The sequence below is a fragment of the Streptomyces sp. NPDC005775 genome, assembly GCF_042871565.1.
Taxonomy (GTDB): Bacteria; Actinomycetota; Actinomycetes; order Streptomycetales; family Streptomycetaceae; genus Streptomyces.
The window spans coordinates 12,484-33,786 of the sequence record NZ_JBIAIU010000017.1 but is presented as its reverse complement, the minus strand read 5'-3'; the positions used below and the strand labels follow the sequence as shown (position 1 = coordinate 33,786).

Genomic DNA, 21,303 nt, shown 5'->3' with positions numbered 1-21,303 from the left:
GAGGCAGGTCGTGGGTGACCAGGTCCATCTCCATCCCGTCGTCGTCCCACATGCGTGAGCGGGTCTCCTCGGGCTCCCGGAGTCCGACGAGGTCCTCCGCGGGCAGGACGTGGACCCCCCGCAGGTCCACATCCGAGTCCCGGGAGGGGAACCCGTACAGATGCGCCCCGGAGACCGTGGCGAACAGCAGCGGGTGACGTTCCCCGGCGATGACGGGGGCGAGATCGGTGACCGGCAGTCCGCCCTCCCGGAGGAGTGTGGTGTGTGTACGCATGCTCAAGCGTCCCAGAGCGCCCCCAGTGACAGGAGGTCGCTCCGGTACTCGATCCGCTCCGACCATTCCTTGGGCCAGGCCGCCGAGCCCAGGTGCGCCCCGGCCAGCGCGCCGGTCAGGCAGCCGAGGGAGTCCGAGTCGCCCCGGGTGCAGGCGGCCCGGCGCAGGGCGGTGACGGGTTCGTCGGGGAAGAGCAGGAAGCAGTGCAGGGCGGTGGCGAGGGCCTCCTCGGCGATCCAGCCGTCGCCGGTGGTCTCGCAGGGGTCGGTCTCCGGGGACGGGTGGCGCAGGGCGGCCTGGACCCGGGCCAGGGCGGTGAGGCACTCGTCCCAGCCGCGCTGGATGTACGTCTCCGGGGAGGAGTCGCCCGCGTGCCGCCAGAGGTCGCCGAGCCAGCGGGTGAGGTAGCGGTTGCTGTTCTCGTACGCGTAGCTGCGCAGCTGTCCGATCAGGCCCATCGGCTCCGCGCCCTGCGCCAGCAGGTGGACCGCGCGGGCCGTCAGGTCGGACGCGGCCAGAGCGGTCGGGTGTCCGTGGGTGAGGGCGGCCTGGAGCTGGGCGGCGCCGGCGCGCTGCTCCTCGCTCAGGCCGGGGACGAGTCCGACGGGGGCGACGCGCATGTTGGCGCCGCACCCCTTGGAACCGGTCTGGCTGGCCTCCTGCCAGAGCCGGTCGCTGTCGAGCATCCGGCAGGCGGTCATGCAGGTGCGGCCGGGGGCGCGGTTGTTGTCGGGCGAGTGGTACCAGTCGACGAACTCGTCGCGCACCGGTCGCGCGAGGCGCGGCGGGGTGAGCAGTCCGCGGTCCATGGCGGTGCGGATTCCGCGCCCGAGGGCCAGGGTCATCTGGGTGTCGTCGGTGACGATCGCCGGCTTCGGCAGCCGCATCTGGCGCCACGGCCCGCACTTGGCGAGGATCGACGGGACGTTGTTGAACTCGGTCGGGAAGCCCAGCGCGTCGCCGAGCGCGAGCCCGGTCAGCGCGCCGGTGGCGGCCTGTTTGGTGAGGGTCCTGGTCACGATCACGTGCTTCTTCCTTCCGGTCGCAGCAGTGGGGGGTGCAGGGCGGTGGCGGCACCCGCCCGGTGGAGGGCGGCCGGCTTTCCCCGTCCGCCGGTGCGGCGCGGTGGTCCCTCCACGGCCTGGACGAAGCCGGGTGTGGTGAGGACCTTGCGCCGGAAGTTGGGCCGGTCCAGCTCGACGCCCCAGACCGTCTCGTACACCTGCTGGAGCTCCCCCAGGGTGAATTCGGGCGGGCAGAACGCGGTGGCCAGGCAGGTGTACTCGAGTTTGGCGCCGATCCTGGCGCGGGCGTCGGCGAGGATGCGGTCGTGGTCGAAGGCGAGCGTGCCGAGCTGTCCGGCGTCCCACCACCGGGCACCGGCCGCGTCGCCGCCGCCGCGCGGTTCGGGCAGGTCGGGGACGAGTGCCGCGTAGGCGACGGAGACGACTCGCATCCTCGGGTCGCGGTCCGGGTCGCTGTAGGTGCGCAGTTGCTCCAGGTGGAGCGACGGGACGGTGTCCTCGGTCAGCCCCGTCTCCTCGGCCAGTTCCCTGCGGGCCGCGGTCCCGGCGGACTCCCGGGGCAGCACGAAGCCGCCGGGCAGCGCCCAGTGGCCCTTGTAGGGTTCCTCGCCGCGTTCGACGAGCAGGACGTGCAGCCGGGACTCGCGGACGGTGAAGACCGCGAGGTCGACGGTGACGGCGAACGGCTCGAAGGCGTGCGGGTCGTAGCCCTCGGGTGCGGCGGCGTTCATCGTCGCTCCGGGAGGGGCGCGGCGAAGTGCCAGCCGTCGGCGAGCAGGGCGTCGACGGCCGCGACGGCGGCGGCCAGCCGTTGGGGCCGGCTGCCGGTGATCTCGGTGAACGTCCTTCCGGTACGGGTGAGTTCGGCCCGGAAGCGGTCGGTCATCCAGGGTCTCAGCTCCTCTCCGTCGCGCAGTCCGTCGTCCTCGAAGGCGACGCCCTCGTGGTCGGTGAGCAGCCACAGGTGATGCGAAACCCGGTCGGCGGTCCGCTCGACGAGGGGGTTGCGGCCACCGACGTACCGCTCGTGCCACACGGTCGTGGCGAAGGAGTCCGTGTCGCAGATCAGCAGCGGGGAGCCCGTGCGGGCCGCGGCCTCCTCGCGGGCGTTCTGGGTCTCGGCGATGAGGGGGAAGTCGTGGGTGGTGAAGGAGACGTCCTCCCACTGGGCCTCGGGCCAGCGGCTGCGCAGCGCGGCGAGCTTCCGCTCACTGAACTCGCGTCCGTACTCGGCCACGTAGCCGGTGTGCGCCCAGACGCCGCCGCGCTGCCGGTAGTGCGCGGCGAGGTCGCGGGCCAGGGTGGTGGTGCCGGTGGACTCCGCGCCGAGGACGACGACCCGGCGGGTGAGCGCCGCCCGGACCGGAGGTTCGAGGAAGTCCCAGCAGCCGGCCGGGTCCGCGCGGACGGCGGTGCCGGAGACCGGGAAGACGGTACGGCCGGGGTCCACGCAGACGGACTCGGCGCCGAAGCGGCGGGCCAGTTCGTCCCCGTACGACTCCGAGGTGAAGACGGCGTCCACGGGCTCGGGCACGGCCCCGGTGAAGACGGCCATGTGGGCGTCCCAGATCGCCGGGTCCTGGAGATCCATCCGGGTGTCGTCGACGGCGCCCACCACCGTCACGTCCGGATGCACCTCGCGCATCCAGGCGACCCGGTGGGCGAGGGAGACGGATTCCACCGAGGCGGCGCAGACCAGCACGGTGAGCCGCTCGCAGCGGTCCCGGGCGGTGCGGACGAGGTGGTGGTGGCCGGCGTGCGGCGGGTAGAACTTCCCGAGCACGAGACCGTGCGCGAAACGCTTCATGCCAGGGCCTCCACGGGCTCCGTGGTGCGGACGGTGAGGTCCCGCCTCCAGTTGCGCAGGCCGATCAGGCACAGCGCCAGGAAGCCCACGTACAGCAGCGAGGTCAGATAGAGCTCCTTGTACGCGTACAGCGGGATGTAGACCACGTCGGCGGCGATCCACAGCCACCACGACTCGACCAGCTTCCTGCACTGCCCGTACGTCGCCGCGAGCGACAGGGCGGTGGTCAGGGCGTCCCAGAAGGGCACCGTCGAGTCGGTGGCCCGGTCGAGCAGGACGGTCAGCGCGAGGGTCCCCACCGCCCCTGCCACGAGCAGCCAGGTCCACTCGGTGCGGGTCGTGCGCCGCACCGGCAGGCCGTCCGTCCCTGGTCCACCCCCGTGGGTCCAGGTCCACCAGCCGTACGTGGCAAGGGCGATGAAGACGATCTGGAGGCCCGCGTCCGCGTAGAGACCGGACTGGGCGAACAGCAGGATGAAGAAGACGTTGTTGGTGATGCCGATCGGCCAGTTGGCGAGGTGCTGGCGGGCCACGAGCCAGACGCACAGCGCGCCGCTGCCGAAGCCCAGCACCTCGGTCCAGCTGACCGGGGTGTCCAGAACCGTCACCAGGGGTTGCCGCAGGGGATCGAGTACATCCGCGAGACTCACGCCCGCCTCCTTAATGGTCACTCTGACTATAAAGGCAGAACGGGGGCAGCAAAAGGCCCGCGGCCGGTTCCTGTTCGAAAATCGAAATTCAGGAACCGGCCGCGGGCCGTGAGCGGTGCGGTCCGCGGAACCCGCGGACCCGCGGGTGGTCTACAGACCGACCTCGCGCATGAGCATGCCCACTTCGGTGTTGGTGAGCCGGCGCAGCCAGCCCGACTTCTGGTCGCCCAGCGGGATCGGCCCGAAGGACGTCCGCACCAGCCGCTCGACGGGGAAGCCCGCCTCGGCCAGCATCCGGCGGACGATGTGCTTGCGGCCCTCGTGGAGGGTCACCTCGACGAGGTAGTTCTTGCCGGTGTTCTCGACGACGCGGAAGTGGTCGGCGCGGGCGTACCCGTCCTCCAGCTGGATGCCGTCCTTGAGCCGCTTGCCCAGGTCACGCGGGAGCGGGCCCTGGATGGCGGCGAGGTAGGTCTTCTTCACGCCGTACTTCGGGTGGGTCAGGCGATGGGCCAGCTCACCGTGGTTGGTGAGCATGATGATGCCCTCCGTCTCGGTGTCCAGCCGCCCGACGTGGAAGAGACGCGTCTCACGGTTGGTGACGTAGTCACCGAGGCACTGACGGCCGTCCGGGTCCTCCATCGAGGAGACGACGCCGGCCGGCTTGTTCAGCGCGAAGAAGAGGTACGACTGGGTGGCGACGGTCAGACCGTCGACCTTGATCTCGTCGTGGTGCACGTCGACGCGCTTGCCCTGCTCGACGACGATCTCGCCGTTCACCTCGACGCGGGACTGCTCGATGAGCTCCTCGCACGCGCGGCGCGAGCCCATGCCGGCCCGGGCGAGGACCTTCTGCAGCCGCTCGCCCTCCTGCTCGGCGCCGGGGTGGGTCTTGGGCGTCTTGATCTCGGGCTTGTCCGCGTACCTGTCACGGTTGCGCTGCTCGATCTTGGCCTCGAGCTCGCGGGGGCGTGCCGGAGCACCGTACGGGGCACGCCGGCCGCTGCTCCGGGAACCGCTCGTCGCGGCCTTGGGGCCGCCCTTGGCGCCACCGCGGGCCGAGGCGCCGCGGCCCTTGCGGGTGCCGCCGTCGCCGCCGGGCTTGTCGTTGCCCACGTCGTAGCGCCGCTCCTCGGGACGGGGACGGCGGGGACGCTGGTCCTGCTGGTCGTCGCGCTCGGAGCCGGAGACCCGCGGGTTGGGGTTGCTGTTCCTGCCGGTGCCGGTGTTGTTCCTGGCGCCGCCGCTCCTGCCGCCGCCGGCGCTGCTCCTGCCGCCCGCGCCGCCGCTCCTGCCGCCGCCGCTGCCGCTGTTCCTGCCGCTGCCGCCGCTGCTGCCGCTGTTCCTGCCGCCGCCGCCGCTGCTGCTGCCGCTGCTGCCGCTGTTCCTGCCACTGCTTCGCATCAAAAGTCCGTCTTGTCGTCTGCGTGAGTATCCGGGGTGTCCGGTGCGTCCGGATCGAACGACGGCACACCCTCTAGCGTCTCAGCCTCGATCGCGTCCGCCTCGGGGAGGAAGGGCGCGAGCTCCGGGAGCTCATCCAGGCCACGCAGGCCCATCCGCTCCAGAAAGTAGTTCGTCGTCCTGTACAGGATCGCACCTGTTTCGGGTTCCGCGCCCGCTTCCTCTACCAGACCCCTCTGGAGCAGGGTCCGCATGACACCGTCACAGTTCACTCCTCGCACCGCGGAGACCCTCGACCGGCTCACCGGCTGCCGGTACGCGACGACCGCGAGGGTCTCCAGCGCCGCCTGCGTCAGACGGGCGTGCTGGCCGTCCAGGACGAAGCCCTCGACCGCCGGCGCGTACTCCGGGCGCGTGTAGAAGCGCCAGCCGCCCGCGACCAGCCTGAGGTCGAAACCGCGGCGCTGGACGGTGTACTCGTCGGCCAGTTCCCGCAGCGCGTCGGCCACGGCCCGTCGGGGCCGCTCCAGCACCTTGGCCAGGTGCTCCTCGGTCGCGGGCTCGTCCACGACCATCAGGACAGCCTCCAGGGCGGGCTTCAGGTCGAGGTCCGCCACGACGGCGGTGGCTGTGACGTCCTGCTCACTCATGCCTTCACATCCTGCCGCTCGTCCCGCACGTCCGGTGCCTCCTGGTCGAACTCGTCCGTCACCACGGGTTCGGCCCCCTGCTCCCCCACCCAGCGCACCATGAGCTCCCCCAGCGCCTCGTCCTGGTCCAGCGCCACGGCCTTCTCCCGGTAGAGCTCCAGCAGCGCGAGGAAGCGGGCGACGACGGTGAGCGTGTCCGGGGCGTCCTCGGTCAGCACCCGGAAGCTGAGCTCCCCCACCTCCCGCACCCGGTCCATCACGATCCCGGCCTGCTCGCGCACGCTGACCAGCGGGGCGTGGATGTGGTCGATGTAGACCTGCGGCCTGGGTTTCGGCTGCATCGCCTTCACGGCGAGCCGGGCGAAGCCCTCGGCCCCGATGCTGATCACGACGTCGGGCAGCAGTTCGGCGTGGTGCGCCTCCAGCCCGACGGTACGGGGGTAGCGCAGGCCCTCGGATTCGAGGCGGGCGCTGAAGATCTCGGCGATGCGCTTGTACGCGCGGTACTGCAGCAGCCGCGCGAACAGCAGGTCCCTGGCCTCCAGGAGCGCCAGATCGCCCTCGTCCTCCACCTCGGCGGCGGGCAGCAGCCGGGCGGCCTTCAGATCGAGGAGCGTCGCGGCGACGACCAGGAACTCGGTGGTCTGGTCGAGGTCCCAGTCCGGCCCCATGGCCCGGATGTGGACCATGAACTCGTCGGTGACCTTGGACAGTGCGACCTCGGTCACATCCAGCTTGTGCTTGGAGATGAGCTGGAGCAGGAGATCGAACGGCCCCTCGAAGTTCGCCAGCCGGACGGTGAAACGCCCGTCGTCGGGGGCGGCAGCGGGGACGGGGGCGGGATCCGAGGCGACGGGCCCGGCTGCCGGGGCCTCGTCCACCACCGGATCCGGGGGAGGACCGTCCGCGCCCGGCCCGTCCCCGGGCACGGGTCCGCCGCCCGGCCCGCGGCCCAGGGGGCGGCGGGAGGTACGGGCGGGCTGGTCGGGTGTCGGCATGGAGTTCCAGGGTGCGACGGTACGTGGACAGCGCCGGCGGGCGGCGGCCCGTACAGGACGGGACGGGCCGCACCGCTCGGCCCGCGGCCGCCCTCCGGGCAGGCTACCGGCGCCGCACCGCTCAGCGGCCGCGCAGCCGCCGTACGAGGATGCTCGCGTCGCCGCGTGACTCCAGGTCCGCGAGGACCACGGCGACGGCCTCACGGACGATCCGTCCGCGGTCGACGGCCAGGCCGTGCTCGCCGCGCAGCACGAGCCGCGCGTGTTCGAGGTCCATCAGCTCCTCGGCGGAGACGTAGACCGTGATCTTCTCGTCGTGGCGCTCCCGGCCGCTGGGCCGCCGGTTCGCACCGCGTCCACCGCCGCGTCTGCGCTGCTGCTGGACGACGGGGGCGGGAACCGGTTCCTGCGAGGACGGCGGCTGCGGACGGCGCCCGGCCTGCGCGGCCACCGCGACACGGTCGTTCTCGCCGCCGCGGCTGCGCGAGTCGCCGACGCCGGGGTCGGTGCCCGCCGCGGAGTGCTCCTCCCGCGAGGAGGGGGCTGCGGGTGCGGAGGCCTCGGGGCCCTCCCCCGGCGCGTCGGCACCGGCATCCCCTTCGCCGGCCGGAGCCGGTACCCGGGCCTCGCCGTTCGCCTTGCGCCGTCGCTCCGCGGGGGACGAGGACTGCAGCCCCATCCCCCCGGTGGTACGGAACAGTTCGTCGGCCCCGGGCAGACTCACTCGGCGTGACACCGGGCGAGCACCTCCCTGGCGAGCTGGCGATAGGCGGCGGCACCGACCGAGTTGGAGGCGTACGTCGTGATGGGCTCACCGGCGACCGTGGTCTCCGGGAAGCGGACCGTGCGCCCGATGACCGTGTGGTAGACGTGGTCGTCGAAGGCCTCGACGACGCGCGCGAGGACCTCACGGCTGTGCACCGTACGGGAGTCGTACATGGTGGCGAGGATGCCGTCGAGCTCCAGCTCCGGGTTCAGCCGCTCCTGGACCTTCTCGATGGTCTCGGTGAGCAGTGCCACACCACGCAGCGCGAAGAACTCGCACTCGAGCGGGACTATCACCTTGTGCGCGGCGGTCAGCGCGTTCACGGTGAGCAGGCCGAGTGAGGGCTGACAGTCGATCACGATGTAGTCGTAGTCGGCCATCAGCGGCTTCAGGGCGCGCTGGAGCGTGGACTCGCGGGCCACCTCGCTGACCAGCTGGACCTCGGCGGCCGACAGGTCGATGTTGCTCGGCAGCAGGTCCATGTTGGGCACGGCGGTCTTCAGGAGGACCTCGTCGGCCGCCATGCCCCGCTCCATGAGCAGGTTGTAGACCGTGAGGTCGAGCTCCATGGGGTTGACGCCGAGGCCGACCGACAGGGCTCCCTGCGGGTCGAAGTCGACGAGCAGGACGCGCCGGCCGTACTCCGCGAGCGCGGCACCCAGGTTGATGGTCGACGTGGTCTTGCCGACGCCGCCCTTCTGGTTGCACATCGCGATGATCTTCGCGGGACCGTGATCGGTCAACGGGCCCGGGATCGGGAAGTAGGGCAGGGGCCGGCCGGTCGGGCCGATCCGCTCACGGCGTTGCCGGGCGGCGTCGGGCGCGAGGGTGGCCGCGTACTCCGGATCGGGCTCGTACTCGGCGTCTGGGTCGTAGAAGTGCCCCTGGGGCGCTTCGTCGAAGTCGGCGAAGTGGGCGGTGTCCCGGCCACTCTCGTTGCCGGCCATGGCGTTCACGTGTAGGCCGTCCATCATCTGGGGGGCTGTCGTCATGTGCTGGTGGGTGGCGAAGGTGCGGACAGCGACGGAGCCGACAGCCTCCAGCCCGTTCGGGCTCTGGCCCCGCGCCGGCATCCCTGGATGAACACCCCCGGGAGTAAATGTCGACTCATTCACAAGTCGTCTTACCTCCTTGGACGTGACCAGGAAACTTATCGATAGGTCAGCGTGGCACCATGCCGACGATTGGCGACTCTATGGCGTGTCACCGCTCCGCAGCAACACAATCCGCCGGACCCGGCCCGTTGTGTCGGCAATCGAACGCCCCTCTGTCAAGGGCGCGCAGCCCCCCGGGAGCACTTTCCGCGGGGGCACGAATCGGTTGAAGGGTTACGTTCGAGGCGAGTTGCGCGGGGCTTCCAGGAGGCCCCGCACACGTCCGGCCGGACCTTGCTCGGCAAGGTCCGGCCGGACGCACGAGGTTGACGGGAGACGTTGACCGTCAGCCGAGGAGCGTGCTCAGTTCGACGTGGTCAAGGCCGTGCGCCTCGGCCACCTCACGGTAAACGACCTGCCCGTCATGGGTGTTGAGGCCCTTGGCGAGCGCTGTGTCACGACGCAGCGCCTCGACCCAGCCACGGTTCGCGAGCTCCACGATGTAGGGCAGCGTCGCGTTGGTGAGGGCGTACGTAGAGGTGTTGGGGACGGCGCCCGGCATGTTCGCGACGCAGTAGAAGACCGAGCCGTGAACCATGAAGGTCGGCTCGGCGTGCGTCGTCGGGTGCGAGTCCTCGAAGCAACCACCCTGATCAATTGCAATGTCGACAAGTACACTTCCGGGCTTCATCTTGGCGACGAGCTCGTTGGTGACCAGCTTCGGGGCCTTCGCGCCGGGGATCAGGACGGCACCGACGACGAGGTCGGCCTCGACGACGGCCTTCTCCAGCTCGAAGGCGTTGGAGACGACGGTCTGCACCTTGGTGCCGAAGATCTTGTCGGCCTCGCGGAGCTTGTTGATGTCCCTGTCGAGCAGCGTGACGTGGAAGCCCAGACCGACGGCGATCTGCGTGGCGTTCCAGCCGGAGACGCCGCCGCCGATGACGACGGCCTTGCCGGCCGCCGTACCCGGGACGCCGCCGGGCAGCACACCGCGGCCGCCCACCGAACGCATGAGGTGGTAGGCGCCGACCTGCGGGGCCAGCCGGCCCGCGACCTCGGACATCGGGGCGAGCAGCGGCAGCGCGCGGTTCGCGGTCTCGACGGTCTCGTAGGCGATGGCGGTGGTGCCGGACTCCAGCAGCGCGTCGGTGCACGCGCGGGAGGCGGCGAGGTGCAGGTACGTGAAGAGGGTCTGGCCCTTGCGGAGGCGGTGGTACTCCTCGGCGACCGGCTCCTTGACCTTCAGCAGCAGGTCCGCGGTGGCCCAGACCTCGTCGGCGGTGGGCAGGATCTGCGCCCCGGCCGCGACGTACTCCGCGTCCGTGATGGAGGAGCCGGCCCCGGCGTTCTCCTCGACGACGACCTGGTGGCCGTGGCGGACGAGCTCGTGCACACCGGCAGGCGTGATCGCCACGCGGAACTCGTTGTTCTTGACTTCGCGGGGGATGCCGACCTTCACGTCGATCACGGTCCTTGGCTCAGAGGGTTATCCGGGCATAGCTGTACATACCCGCATAGACGCAGCGTAAATGGAGACACCGCGAACACCCGCGGCAGAGCCAGTTTAATGAAGGGCTTCTCGCTGTCTAGCCTTACAAAGCATTAATTTTCTGTCGCCGCACTACGGATTTCGTAGGCTGCACCCTCCTCGCCCAGCAATCTCTCAGCCGCGCCCCTGTGCAGCCCGGCGGCTGCGGGGTCTCCGAGGCGGTCGAGGGTGTCGGCCAGCCGGAGCTCCAGCGCGGCCTGCAGCCGTACGTCCTTGGCCCGGCGCGCCCACTCCACGGCCTCGCGGCACGTCTGCAGCGACTCGTGCGGACGGCCCGCGTACTCCTGGACCCGGGCGACCTCGCTGAGCGCCCGCGCCTGGGCGGGCAGATCGCCGAGCCGGCGGTGGGCGGCGGCCGCGGCCCGCCAGTTCCGCAGCGCCTCGCCGTACCGGCCGGCATACGTGTGGACGGTCCCGAGCCGTCCGTAGAGCCGTGCCTCGTCGGCCCGCTCGCCCTGGGTGAGCCGCTGGGCGAGCGCCCGTCCGTACCAGTCGGAGGCCCGGTGGAAGTCGCCCAGCTCCGCATAGGCGCCCCCTACGGATTCCATCGCGCGACCGGTGGCGTAGGGATCCTTCGCGGCCCGTCCGGCGTCCAGTGCGGCCCGGTAGCGCGCGAGCGCCTCCCGGGTCCGGCCGGTACCCGCGTCCAGATCGGCGAGGTTCAGGAGCGCGGCCGCCCGCTCCCGGGGCAGATCGCGCCGCTCCGCGACGGCCAGCACCAGGGCGTGCAGTCCGTAGAGCTCGGGGGCGGCGGCCTCGGTTCCCTCGTGCGCGGCCAGCGCCCGCACCAGGGCGGCCACCAGCCTCCTCGCCAGGGTGTCGAGTTCACCGTCCTCGACGGCGATCCGGGCGGAGGCGACCAGGGCGGGCCTGCGCATCCGCAGCCAGGCGGCGGCCGCCTCGGGGCCGGGGAACCGCAAGGAGCGCGGCAGCCCGGCGAGCTTGCGCCGGGCCGGGGAGCCCTCCGGTTCGGTGACCGCCCGGCAGGACTGGAGCAGGCGCACGGTGCGCTCCAGCATCCGGGCCCGGGCAAGCTGGATCTCGGCCGGGCGGTCCCGGTCCTCCAGCAGCGCCCGCAGCAGCGCCGCGAGGCAGCCGGGCACCTCGTACTGCGGCTGCTCGGCCCCGTCGCCGCGCAGCAGTCCCAGCCGCACGAAGTCGTCGAGGGTGGTCCGGGCGGCCGAGACGGAACAGCCGGCGAGGGCCGAGGCGGTGTGGGCGTCGGCGAGCCCGGCCGGGGCGAGGGAGAGCAGACGCAGTATCCGGGCGGCGGTCTGCGGCAGGGAGTCATGGACCAGCCGGAAGGCGCGGGCCAGCGGGCGGGCGCCGGTGGACTGGCCGGTGTCGTCCGGCAGCTCCCGCAGTTGCTTGGTGACATCGGCGACCGAGGCCGTCGGACGGGTGGCCAGCCAGCCACCGATCATGACCAGTGCGGCGGGCTGTCCACCGCACTCCTCCGCCAGCGCCTCGGCCGTCAGCGGGTCGACGGTGATCCTGACGTCGCCGATCGCCCGGGCGAGCAGTTCGACGGCGGAGCCCGCCTCCAGGCCCCCGATGGTGCACGGCCGGACGCCGGGGATGCCGGTCAGCGGTCCCTGCGCGGTGGCGATGACGAGGCAGTCCGGGTTGTCCGGCAGCAGCGGGTCGACCTGTTCGGCGTCGAGCGCGTCGTCGAGCAGGAGCAGGACGCTGCGTACGGCGAGCGCCTCGCGGACCATCTCGGACAGTTCGTCCGCGTCCGCGCCGGGTGGTCCGCTCACGCCGAGACCGCGCAGGAGTTCGCGCGCGGCGCGTTCGGCGGGGACGGGCGTGCCGCCCGCTTCGGTGAGCCGGACGCGGACCTGTCCGTCCGGGTAGCCGCCCTCGGCGAGCAGTCGGCGGGCGAGCTCCCGGGCCAGTGCGCTGCGACCGGAACCGGGGCGTCCGGCGATCAGCAGGACCCGGGCCCGGCCGCTCCCGCGACCGGCCATGGTGTCCAGTCCGGCCCGTTCGATATCGGCCCGGAGTTCCTTCAACTCGCGCTCACGGCCGAAGAATCGGGGTGGTTCGACGGTGGCCGGCTCCTCGGTCCCCGCTGCCTCGGCCGGGCCGCTGGTGTCCACCGCCTGATCCGTCACGGGCCACGCTCCACTTCGCTGCACGCGTCGCCCTCCGGGACTCCGGTCAGGGCATTCAGAGCGTAGTTCAGGCGGGTGGGCGAACCGGGTGGAGCGCGACGGGGAGGTCCCCCGATCGGATCAGCATTTTGTCCGATCGGGGGACCTGGGCGAGTGTCGGCACGGGACCGGGCGAGCGGCTCCCCCGAGACTCCGACGAGCCGTCAGGCCTCGAACGGCCGGGCGGGCCAGGGCGCCTCGGCGGCCCGCAGCGAGTCGGTCCCGTCACCCGCGAGCACCGTCGCGAGCGAGAGCACCCCCACCACCAGGCAGCTGTTGTGCAGGTCCCCGGCGAGGGCACCCCGCACGAGCTCCTGGAGCGGCACCCGGGCCAGCTCCATGTCGGCCTCCTCCTCGGAGACGGCGAAGCGCTCGCCGTCCGCTTCGGAGATGTTCCTGGCGAGGAAGATCCGTACGGCTTCGTCGGAGCCGCCGGGCGAGGTGTAGAGGTCGGTCAGCACCCGCCAGTCCTCGGCCTTGACGTACGCCTCCTCGTAGAGCTCGCGCTGAGCGGCGTGCAGCGGGTTCTCGCCGGGGACGTCGAGGAGCCCGGCCGGAATCTCCCACAGCTTGTGGCGCACCGGGTGGCGGTACTGGCGCAGCACGAGGACGCGGTTCTCGTCGTCCAGCGCGAGCACGGCGACCGAGCCGGGGTGGACCTGGTAGTCGCGGCGCGCGACCGTGCCGTCGGGCATCTCCACGTCGTCGGTGCGGACGCTGGTCTTTTTGCCCCGGAACGGAGTCTCGGTCGCGGTGACCGGCCATTCCTCGGGCGTGTCCTGGAAACCCATCTACGTCCTCCCACAAAAAACAGTGACCGGGGTACGCGTCCTCGAAGGATGCGTACCCCGGTCAACCGTAACGCCTGCGGGGATGCCGTTACTTGACCGGCTCGGCGCCCGTCTTGCGTGCGACGGCCGCCTTCACCAGGCCCGCGAAGAGCGGGTGCGGGCGGGTCGGGCGGGAGCGGAGCTCCGGGTGCGCCTGCGTGGCGACCAGGTAGGGGTGGACCTCGCGCGGGTACTCGACGTACTCGACGAGCTTGTTGTCCGGCGAGGTGCCGGAGAAGACCAGACCGGCCTTCTTCTCCAGCTCGGCGCGGTAGGAGTTGTTGACCTCGTAGCGGTGACGGTGGCGCTCGTCCACGTACGGCTGGCCGTCGTACGCCTCACGGACCAGCGAGCCCTCGGCGAGCTTGGCCGGGTACAGACCGAGGCGCATGGTGCCGCCCAGGTCGCCCGCGCCCTCGACGTACGCCAGCTGCTCCTCCATCGTCGAGATGACGGGGTGGGAGGTGGCGGCGTCGAACTCGGTGGAGTTGGCGTCGGGGATCTCGGCGAGGTTGCGCGCCGCCTCGATCACGATGCACTGCAGGCCCAGGCACAGGCCGAGCAGCGGCACCTTGTTCTCGCGGGCGTACTGGATGGCGCCGACCTTGCCGATGACACCGCGCTCGCCGAAGCCGCCGGGGATGCAGACGGCGTCCACGTCGCCGAGCTGCTTCTTGGCTCCGGCCGGGGTCTTGCAGTCGTCGGAGGCGACCCACTTGACCTTGACGCGGGCCTTGTTGGCGAAGCCGCCGGCCCGGATGGCCTCGGTGACCGAGAGGTAGGCGTCGGGCAGGTCGATGTACTTGCCGACCAGCGCGACGGTGACCTCGTGGTCGGGGTTGTGGACGCGGTCCAGCAGGTCGCCCCAGGTGGTCCAGTCGACGTCGCGGAACGGCAGGTCGAGCTTGCGCACGACGTAGGCGTCCAGACCCTCGGAGTGCAGCACCTTCGGGATGTCGTAGATCGACTTCGCGTCGGGGCAGGCCACCACGGCGGCCTCGTCGACGTCGCACATCAGCGAGATCTTGCGCTTGATGGCGGTCGGCACCTCGCGGTCGGCGCGGAGCACGATGGCGTCCGGCTGGATACCGATGTTGCGCAGGGCCGCGACCGAGTGCTGGGTGGGCTTGGTCTTCAGCTCGCCGGACGGGCCGATGTAGGGCAGCAGCGAGATGTGCACGACGAAGACGTTGTCCCGGCCGACCTCGTGGCGGACCTGGCGGACGGTCTCCAGGAACGGCAGCGACTCGATGTCGCCGACCGTGCCGCCGACCTCCGTGATGACGACGTCGACGTCGTCGGTGGCCATGCGGCGGATGCGGTGCTTGATCTCGTTGGTGATGTGCGGGATGACCTGCACGGTGTCACCGAGGTACTCGCCGCGCCGCTCCTTGGCGATGACCGTCGAGTAGACCTGGCCGGTGGTGACGTTGGCGGAGCCGTCGAGGTCCACGTCGAGGAAGCGCTCGTAGTGGCCGATGTCCAGGTCGGTCTCGGCGCCGTCGTTGGTGACGAACACCTCGCCGTGCTGGAACGGGTTCATCGTGCCCGGGTCGACGTTCAGGTACGGGTCGAGCTTCTGCATGGTGACCCGGAGGCCGCGCGCCTTGAGCAGGGCACCGAGGCTGGAGGCAGTCAGACCCTTGCCGAGGGAAGAGGCGACACCCCCGGTGACGAAGATGTGCTTGGTCGTCGTGGATGTGGGCTGCATAGCCAAAGGGGGCTCCCGTGGTCGCGATTCTGAGGTGCGTGCCGGCGTACCCGTCCGGAGAATCCGGAGGTGCCGTCGCTGCGGTTCGGGGGCCTCGTCTGCTGTCGCTGACGACCACCGTCCACGGGCTACCAGGGTAACAGCGACGAAGAGAGCCTGCTTCCGGCCACTCCCGGCACATGTAGGTCACGGGATCACCGCACGTCTCTCACACCCCACCCGTTCGGCTCACTTCGGTTGTCAAGTGCGTCGCGCGGATCACCCGGGTGCGTCGTATCCTGCTCGGACACTCGCTCCGGGCGAGGTAAGAGCTCGCAGGTCCCCCACATCAACCCCTAGCAACGACCTCTTGACCCGCAGTAAGCGCCCTACGGGGCGACATGGCCGTTCGACTGGAGATGCACGTGGCCGGGCGCATCGAGGATTACGCACTCATCGGAGACATGCAGACCGCCGCCCTGGTCTGCCGGGACGGCACAGCCGACTGGCTGTGCCTGCCCCGCTTCGATTCACACGCCGTCTTCGCGGGACTGCTGGGCACCGAGGAGCATGGCTTCTGGCGCCTGGGACCGGCCCGCGCGGAGGGCGCACAGCCGCCGCCGGCGGACCGTCGCCGCTATCGCGGGGACTCACTGATCCTGGAATCGGAATGGGACACGCCGCGCGGCACGGTCAGAGTGACCGATTTCATGCCGCCGCGCGACGGCGCGCCCCAGCTGATCCGGATCGTGGAGGGGATCAGCGGCCGGGTGCCGATGCGCTCGGAGCTGCGGATGCGGTTCAGCTACGGGCGCGTCACCCCGTGGGTGCACAAGGTGGACGGCCGTACGGTCGCCGTCGCGGGCCCCGACTCGGTCTGGTACGACACCCCTGCCGAGACGTACGGCGAGAACCTGACGACGTACTCCGACTTCACCGTCGCCCCCGGTGACCGGATCGCGTTCACCATCAGCTGGCAGCCCTCGCACCGCGAGCCGCCCGCGCTCCCCGACCCGGAGGGCTCGCTTGAGGCCACCGCGGACTTCTGGCGCGAGTGGGTCGAGCAGTGCACGTACCACGGTCCCTACCGCGAGGCCGTGGTCCGCTCGCTGATCACCCTGAAGGCCCTGACGTACGCGCCGACCGGCGGCATCGTCGCCGCGCCGACCACCTCCCTGCCGGAGGACATCGGCGGCTCCCGCAACTGGGACTACCGCTACACCTGGCTGCGCGACGCCGCGATCACCCTCTCCTCGCTGCTGCGCACGGGCTACCGGGAGGAGGCCCGCGCCTGGCGCGAGTGGCTGCTGCGGGCGGTCGCCGGCGACCCCGAGAACCTCCAGATCATGTACGGCATCGCGGGCGAGCGGGAGCTGGGCGAGGCCGAGCTGGAGTGGCTGCCGGGTTACGAGAACTCCGGCCCGGTCCGGGTCGGCAACGGCGCAGCGGGCCAGCTCCAGCTGGACGTGTACGGCGAGGTCACCGAGGCCCTGCACCTCGCGCACATGACGGGGCTGACCCGTAACGACTACGCGACCGGTCTCCAGCTCAAGCTGATCGAGTACCTGGAGAAGCACTGGGACGAGCCGGACGAGGGCATCTGGGAGGTGCGCGGTCCGCGCCGGCACTTCGTGCACTCCAAGGTGATGGCCTGGGTGGCGGTCGACCGGACGATCAAGCTGATCGAGTCCGGTGACACGGACGGGCCGCTGGAGAAGTGGCGCGAGCTGCGCGACGACATCCACCGCGACGTCTGCGACCGGGGCTACGACCCGGAGCGCAACACCTTCACCCAGTCCTACGGGTCGAAGGAACTGGACGCCTCCCTGCTGCTGATCCCGCAGATGGGGTTCCTGCCGCCCGACGACAAGCGGGTCATCGGCACGATCGAGGCGATCCAGCGGGAGCTGTCCACCGAGGACGGCTTCGTGCTCCGCTATCCCACCTCGGGTGACAACGCGGGGGTGGACGGCCTGGAGGGCGACGAGGGCGCGTTCCTGGCGTGCTCGTTCTGGCTGGCGGACGACCTGGCGATGATCGGGCGGGTCGACGAGGCCCGTCAGCTGTTCGAGCGCCTGCTGTCCCTGCGCAACGACCTGGGCCTGCTGGCCGAGGAGTGGGACGCGCGGCTGCAGCGCCAGGTGGGCAACTTCCCGCAGGCGTTCAGCCATGTGCCGCTGATCGACACGGCGCTGCGGCTGACGGCGAGCGGGGCGTACGTGGGCTGACGGACCGGGCCGCGGTGGGCCGGGGAAGGCTCACCGCGGCGTCGCCCGTCCGGTACGTCCGGTAGGTGAGGCGGCTGAGTGGGCCCCGCCGCACGGGGCCCACTCCGCCGTCTCGGGTCGGCCGCGGGCCGTACGCGGGTCACCCGGCGCTCGCCACCACCCCACGCTCGCCACCGATGCGCGCCGACTCGATGAGGCCCCGTGCCGGCCCCCGCGTCTCAGCCGGTCGCCGTCTCCCGCCCCGTCACGACCGGGCGGCCCTCCGAGGGCAGCCCCCACTCGCTCCAGGAGCCGTCGTACACCGCCAGGTCGCGGTACCCGGCCAGCGCGGCGCCCAGCGTCAGCACACAGGCGGTGACACCCGATCCGCAGCTGAAGAGCAGCCTTTCCCGGCCCTGCGCCGGACCGGTGAAAGCGGCCCGCAGTTCCGCCCCGGTGCGCATCCGGCCCTCCTGCTGGATCTCGCCGAAAGGCAGGTTGACCGCCCCGGGCATATGGCCGCCGCGCAGGCCCGCGCGCGGCTCGGGGGCCGTACCGTCGAAGCGTCCCCGGGTCCGGGCGTCGAAGACGGCGGACGCCGGGTCGGCGAGGGCCGCCGCCACCTCGTCGGCCCCCACGAACATCCCCGCGCGCGGCACGGCCGTGAAGTCGCCGCGCTCGGCGGGCGCCGCGGGCGCGCCGCTCTCCATCGGCAGACCGGCGGCCGCCCATCCGGGCAGCCCCCCGTCGAGCACCGCGACCCGGTCGAAGCCCATCGCCCGGAGCATCCACCAGGCGCGGGCGCTGGAGTAGATGCCCACGGCGTCGTAGACCACGACCGTGTCGCCGTCGTGGAGGCCCAGGGAGCGCAGCTCCTGTGTGAACCGGGCGGCATCGGGCATCGTGTGGGGCAGCGGAGCCGTGGGGTCGCAGAGCGCACCGTCGATGTCGAACGGCCGCGCCCCCACGATCCGCCGCGGGGAGCCCCGGTGCGTACCGACGGAGGCGTCAAGCACCAGCAGCCCCGGCGAGCCGAGCCGTCCGGCGAGCCAGTCGGGGTCGACGAGCGGCCCGAACAGGGGCTCCTCGTACGGCGGCGCGTCGGCGCCCATGGTTCCTCCACTCGTCCGGGTACAGGATTTTCAAGATCGCAGCGGGCCCGGCCCCTGTCAACGGCCTGCCGCCCCGACGACGCCCCCGGCGCTTCGGGCCGGTACCTTCCTGACCAGGGCGACCGCAACCGCGTGACGCGCCCGGTCCGACCGACGCGAAGCGCGAGGCCAGTGCCAGTGGAGAACCGAGGCGGCATCACCGTGCAGCGAGCCCTTGAGCTGCCGGGGCTGCGCAGCGGACTCCCCGAGGTGGTCATCGGCGCCGACCGGCTCGGCCGCACCGTGCGCTGGGTGCACGCGGGCGAGGTCCCCAACATCGCCTCGCTGCTCAAGGGCGGTGAGCTGCTCCTCACCACCGGTCTGGGGCTCGGCACCCGCCCCGCCGAGCAGCGCGCGTTCGTCCGCCGGCTCGCCGAGCGCGGCATCGCCGCCCTCGTGGTGGAGCTCGGCCCGCGCTTCAGCAGGCTGCCGTCCTCGATCGTGGACGCCGCCCGCTCAGCCGGACTGCCGCTGGTACAGCTCCACCGCGAGGTGCCGTTCGTGACGGTGACGGAGGAGATCCACACCGAGATCGTCAACGGTCACTACGCGCTCCTGCGGCAGGCCGAGGAGGTGCACCGGCGCTGCACCCAGGCGCTGCTCGGTGGCGGCGGGGTGCCCCAGGTGCTCGGCATCCTGGCGGATTTCACGGCCAACCCGGTCTTCCTGGAGACGGCGGACGGACAGCTGCTGTACGCGGCGGGCACCGAGTCGGGCCCGGTCTCCGCCGATCCGCTCCAGGTCTGGGACGGGATGCGCGGCGGCCGGGCGGCCCGCGAGTCGCCTCCCGTCGGGGCCCTGCTGGTGGACGTGCCGGGCGGGGGCCCTGGGAGCGGTTCGGTACGCGCCAGGCTGGTCCTGCTGGCGGTGGACGGGCCGCTGGTGCCGGTGCACCGGATGGCGGCGGAGCGGGCGGCGGGTCTCCTCGCGGTGGTGCTGATGCAGGCCCGTCAGGACGAGGAGCTCGCGGCGCGGGGCCGTGGCGATTTCCTCACCGATCTCGCGGAGGGCCGGATCGCCCCCGAGGACGCGCCCGCCCAGGCCCGCGTCCTCGGCTTCAGGCCGGGCGAGATGCCACTGCTGCCCGTGGTGATGCGGCTCGCCCCCGAGCTCTCCCCCTCCGGTAACTGGGCACTGCTGGCGCGCGCGGTCCTGGAGGAGCTGTCGTCGGTGGGGGTGCCGGTGCTGCTCGGGGTGCGGCCGGTGGAGGGCCGGGTGCCGCTGCTGCTGGGGCTGCGCACGGAGACGGAGCGTACGGCGGTGGCCGACCGGGTCGCAGCCGCGCTGCGGACCGGGGTGGAGCGGGCCGGTCTGGAACGGGCGGGTTCCCATCCCCCCGTCGTGGTGGTCGGGGTGGCGGGCGGCTGGGCTGCGGCCGGGGCAGGATTGCGGCACGCGGCGGAGACGGCCACGGCGGCTCAGGGGCTCGGCGACCGGCTCTGGTACGACGCCCGCCGGCTCGACATCGATCTGCTCCTGTGGCGGCTTCGGGACCATCCGGATCTGGCGGCGTTCGTCGAGCGGGCCATCGGTCCGCTGCGCGATCACGACCGCACCTCGCGCCCGCCGCTGCTGCCCACACTGGAGACCTATCTGGCCCATGCGGGCCGCAAGGCGGAGACCGCGCGCGAACTGCATCTGAACCGGCAGACGCTGTACAACCGCCTGGCCCGCATCGGTGAGCTGCTCGGCACCGATCTGGATGACCCGCAGGCCGTCCTGGCCCTGAGCCTGGCCCTGCGCGCCCGCCGCCACGCCACGTGAACCCCGGCGTCAGCGGGTACGGTCCACCCCGAGCGGCTGCACCAACTCGTCGTACACGCTGAGGACTTGGGCGATCGTGTCGTCCTCGGTCGGCCAACTCGCCGCCTGCTGGAGGCCGGCGGCGGCCAGCCGGTCCCGTTCCGCCGGATCGGCGAGCAGCCGGGCCACGGCCCGGGCGAGCGCCTCCGCGTTCCCGTACGGCACGAGTTCCGCCGCGTTCCCCACGAGTTCGGGCACCCCGCCGACCGCGGTGGCCACCAGCGGCACACCGATCCGCAGGGCCTCCTGCGCCAGCACCGAACGCGCCTCCCAGCGGCTGGGCAGAACGACCAGGTCGGCGGCGGCGAGGAGTTCGGGGACATCGGTGCGGCTGCCGATCAGCGAGACGGGCAGGTCCTCGACCTTGATCCGGCGCCGCAACATCGCCCGCTCCCGCCCCTCGCCCGCGATGACCAGCAGGGGTACGGGGTCGAGCCGGCGCCACATCCGTGCCGCGTCGAGCAGGGTGCCGTACCCGTGATGCGGCACGAGGCTGCCCACGGCCATGATCAACGGCCGCTCCACCGCGCCGAGTTCGGCTCGCACCTTGCCTTCGGGCACCGCAGCGGGGTCGCGTGGGACGGGTACGGCGACGGGCGCGAGACGGGCGTCGCGCGCGCCGCGGCGCCGGGCCCGGTCGACCAGGTCCGACGAGACGCCGAGCACCACCGCCGCCGACCGGGCGACCCTTCGCTCCAGCAGGTGCAGCAGCCGGCGACGCGCACCCTCGGCGTGGGCCCGGGTGTGCCAGGTGACGACCAGCGGGATCCGGCGGCCACCGAGCGCCAGGGCGGCCCGCACGGCGGCGTGCAGCCCGTGCGCGTGCACCACGTCGGCTCCCGCGCAGGCAGCCCGCAGCGCGGCGAGGGCGGCGGGGTCGCTGCGCCGCGGTACGGGCGCGAACCCGGCCCCCGTCGCCGAGAACGCGTAGGCGCGGTCCAGCGCGGCCGGAGCGCAGACGGTGACCTGTACACCTCGTGCGATCAGTCCGGCGGCCAGCGAGCCGACATGGGCGCTGCTGCCCGCGCTGCCGCCGCCCAGCACTTGGACCGTCCGCAGCTGTGACACGTTGATTGGCTCCCGGGGCTCCCGAGTCGGGGTGGCGGCGTCACCCGCGACCGTACGTACACCGCCAAGGATGCCAGTCCGTACGCACGTTCCGGCACGGCCGGCCCGGTACGCCCGGGGCGCACCGCGACAAACCGGGCGTGGAGCACCACTCGCACGGGTGAATTCCCCGAGGCTC

17 protein-coding genes and 1 pseudogene are annotated in these 21,303 nt (G+C 72.1%); 2 read left to right on the top strand and 16 right to left on the bottom strand.

From position 1 onward, the window contains the following. Positions 1–4: 4 nt before the first annotated feature. The 14 genes and pseudogenes from ACFYPA_RS31755 to ACFYPA_RS31690 form a co-directional block, all read right to left on the bottom strand. Positions 5–274: pseudogene (locus ACFYPA_RS31755) on the bottom strand (DNA polymerase beta superfamily protein); the annotation flags it as partial. A 2-nt stretch (positions 275–276) separates the two neighbouring features. Further along, complete coding sequence (locus tag ACFYPA_RS31750; protein ID WP_389135799.1) at positions 277–1,299, bottom strand: ADP-ribosylglycohydrolase family protein; 1,023 nt, start codon at positions 1,297–1,299, stop codon at positions 277–279. Then, positions 1,296–2,030, bottom strand: coding sequence for an NUDIX domain-containing protein (locus tag ACFYPA_RS31745; protein WP_359085587.1), 735 nt, complete (start codon positions 2,028–2,030; stop codon positions 1,296–1,298). Before ACFYPA_RS31745 ends, ACFYPA_RS31750 begins: the two co-directional genes overlap by 4 nt. Continuing rightward, positions 2,027–3,106 (bottom strand): AAA family ATPase, encoded by a 1,080-nt coding sequence (locus ACFYPA_RS31740; protein ID WP_359085588.1) that lies wholly within the window; start codon positions 3,104–3,106, stop codon positions 2,027–2,029. The genes ACFYPA_RS31745 and ACFYPA_RS31740 overlap by 4 nt, the downstream gene beginning before the upstream one ends. Then, positions 3,103–3,756 (bottom strand): nicotinamide riboside transporter PnuC, encoded by a 654-nt coding sequence (pnuC, locus tag ACFYPA_RS31735; protein WP_389135795.1) that lies wholly within the window; start codon positions 3,754–3,756, stop codon positions 3,103–3,105. Before pnuC ends, ACFYPA_RS31740 begins: the two co-directional genes overlap by 4 nt. 150 nt (positions 3,757–3,906) lie before the next feature. Further along, positions 3,907–5,160: a pseudouridine synthase gene (locus ACFYPA_RS31730; RefSeq protein ID WP_389135792.1), complete on the bottom strand. Its 1,254-nt coding sequence runs from the start codon at positions 5,158–5,160 to the stop codon at positions 3,907–3,909. Beyond that, the gene (gene scpB, locus ACFYPA_RS31725; RefSeq protein ID WP_359320703.1) at positions 5,160–5,810 is read right to left on the bottom strand and encodes an SMC-Scp complex subunit ScpB; all 651 of its coding nucleotides are present in this window, start codon (positions 5,808–5,810) and stop codon (positions 5,160–5,162) included. The genes ACFYPA_RS31730 and scpB overlap by 1 nt, the downstream gene beginning before the upstream one ends. Then, complete coding sequence (locus ACFYPA_RS31720; protein WP_389135788.1) at positions 5,807–6,808, bottom strand: segregation and condensation protein A; 1,002 nt, start codon at positions 6,806–6,808, stop codon at positions 5,807–5,809. Before ACFYPA_RS31720 ends, scpB begins: the two co-directional genes overlap by 4 nt. A 121-nt stretch (positions 6,809–6,929) precedes the next feature. Then, on the bottom strand, positions 6,930–7,532 hold the full coding sequence (locus ACFYPA_RS31715) for a hypothetical protein (protein ID WP_389135945.1): 603 nt from the start codon (positions 7,530–7,532) through the stop codon (positions 6,930–6,932). After that, positions 7,529–8,647 carry a ParA family protein gene (locus ACFYPA_RS31710; protein ID WP_323177982.1) on the bottom strand — a complete coding sequence of 373 codons (1,119 nt, stop codon included), beginning with the start codon at positions 8,645–8,647 and terminating at the stop codon, positions 7,529–7,531. The genes ACFYPA_RS31715 and ACFYPA_RS31710 overlap by 4 nt, the downstream gene beginning before the upstream one ends. 367 nt (positions 8,648–9,014) lie before the next feature. Next, a complete protein-coding gene (gene ald / locus ACFYPA_RS31705) occupies positions 9,015–10,130 on the bottom strand; it encodes an alanine dehydrogenase (RefSeq protein ID WP_359085616.1) in 1,116 nt (371 codons plus the stop codon). Positions 10,131–10,273: 143 nt separating this feature from the next. Then, positions 10,274–12,337, bottom strand: coding sequence for a tetratricopeptide repeat protein (locus tag ACFYPA_RS31700; protein WP_389135784.1), 2,064 nt, complete (start codon positions 12,335–12,337; stop codon positions 10,274–10,276). Between the two features lie 203 nt (positions 12,338–12,540). Then, a complete protein-coding gene (locus ACFYPA_RS31695) occupies positions 12,541–13,167 on the bottom strand; it encodes an NUDIX domain-containing protein (protein WP_389135781.1) in 627 nt (208 codons plus the stop codon). A gap of 88 nt (positions 13,168–13,255) precedes the next feature. Beyond that, the gene (locus tag ACFYPA_RS31690) at positions 13,256–14,917 is read right to left on the bottom strand and encodes a CTP synthase (protein ID WP_359085595.1); all 1,662 of its coding nucleotides are present in this window, start codon (positions 14,915–14,917) and stop codon (positions 13,256–13,258) included. A gap of 404 nt (positions 14,918–15,321) precedes the next feature. Here ACFYPA_RS31690 and ACFYPA_RS31685 point away from each other — a divergent pair, with 404 nt between their 5' ends. Continuing rightward, positions 15,322–17,124, top strand: a complete 1,803-nt coding sequence (locus ACFYPA_RS31685; RefSeq protein ID WP_359320727.1) for a glycoside hydrolase family 15 protein — start codon at positions 15,322–15,324, stop codon at positions 17,122–17,124. Positions 17,125–17,342: 218 nt separating this feature from the next. On the opposite strand, the gene ACFYPA_RS31680 is transcribed toward ACFYPA_RS31685, so the two are convergent. Beyond that, on the bottom strand, positions 17,343–18,215 hold the full coding sequence (locus ACFYPA_RS31680) for a sulfurtransferase (protein ID WP_359085599.1): 873 nt from the start codon (positions 18,213–18,215) through the stop codon (positions 17,343–17,345). A gap of 177 nt (positions 18,216–18,392) precedes the next feature. Between ACFYPA_RS31680 and ACFYPA_RS31675 the strand changes: the two genes are divergently transcribed. After that, the gene (locus ACFYPA_RS31675) at positions 18,393–20,018 is read left to right on the top strand and encodes a PucR family transcriptional regulator (RefSeq protein WP_389135779.1); all 1,626 of its coding nucleotides are present in this window, start codon (positions 18,393–18,395) and stop codon (positions 20,016–20,018) included. Positions 20,019–20,027: 9 nt separating this feature from the next. Here ACFYPA_RS31675 and ACFYPA_RS31670 read toward each other — a convergent pair whose 3' ends face one another. Then, positions 20,028–21,125: a glycosyltransferase family 4 protein gene (locus ACFYPA_RS31670; RefSeq protein WP_389135776.1), complete on the bottom strand. Its 1,098-nt coding sequence runs from the start codon at positions 21,123–21,125 to the stop codon at positions 20,028–20,030. Between the last annotated feature and the right edge of the window lie 178 nt (positions 21,126–21,303).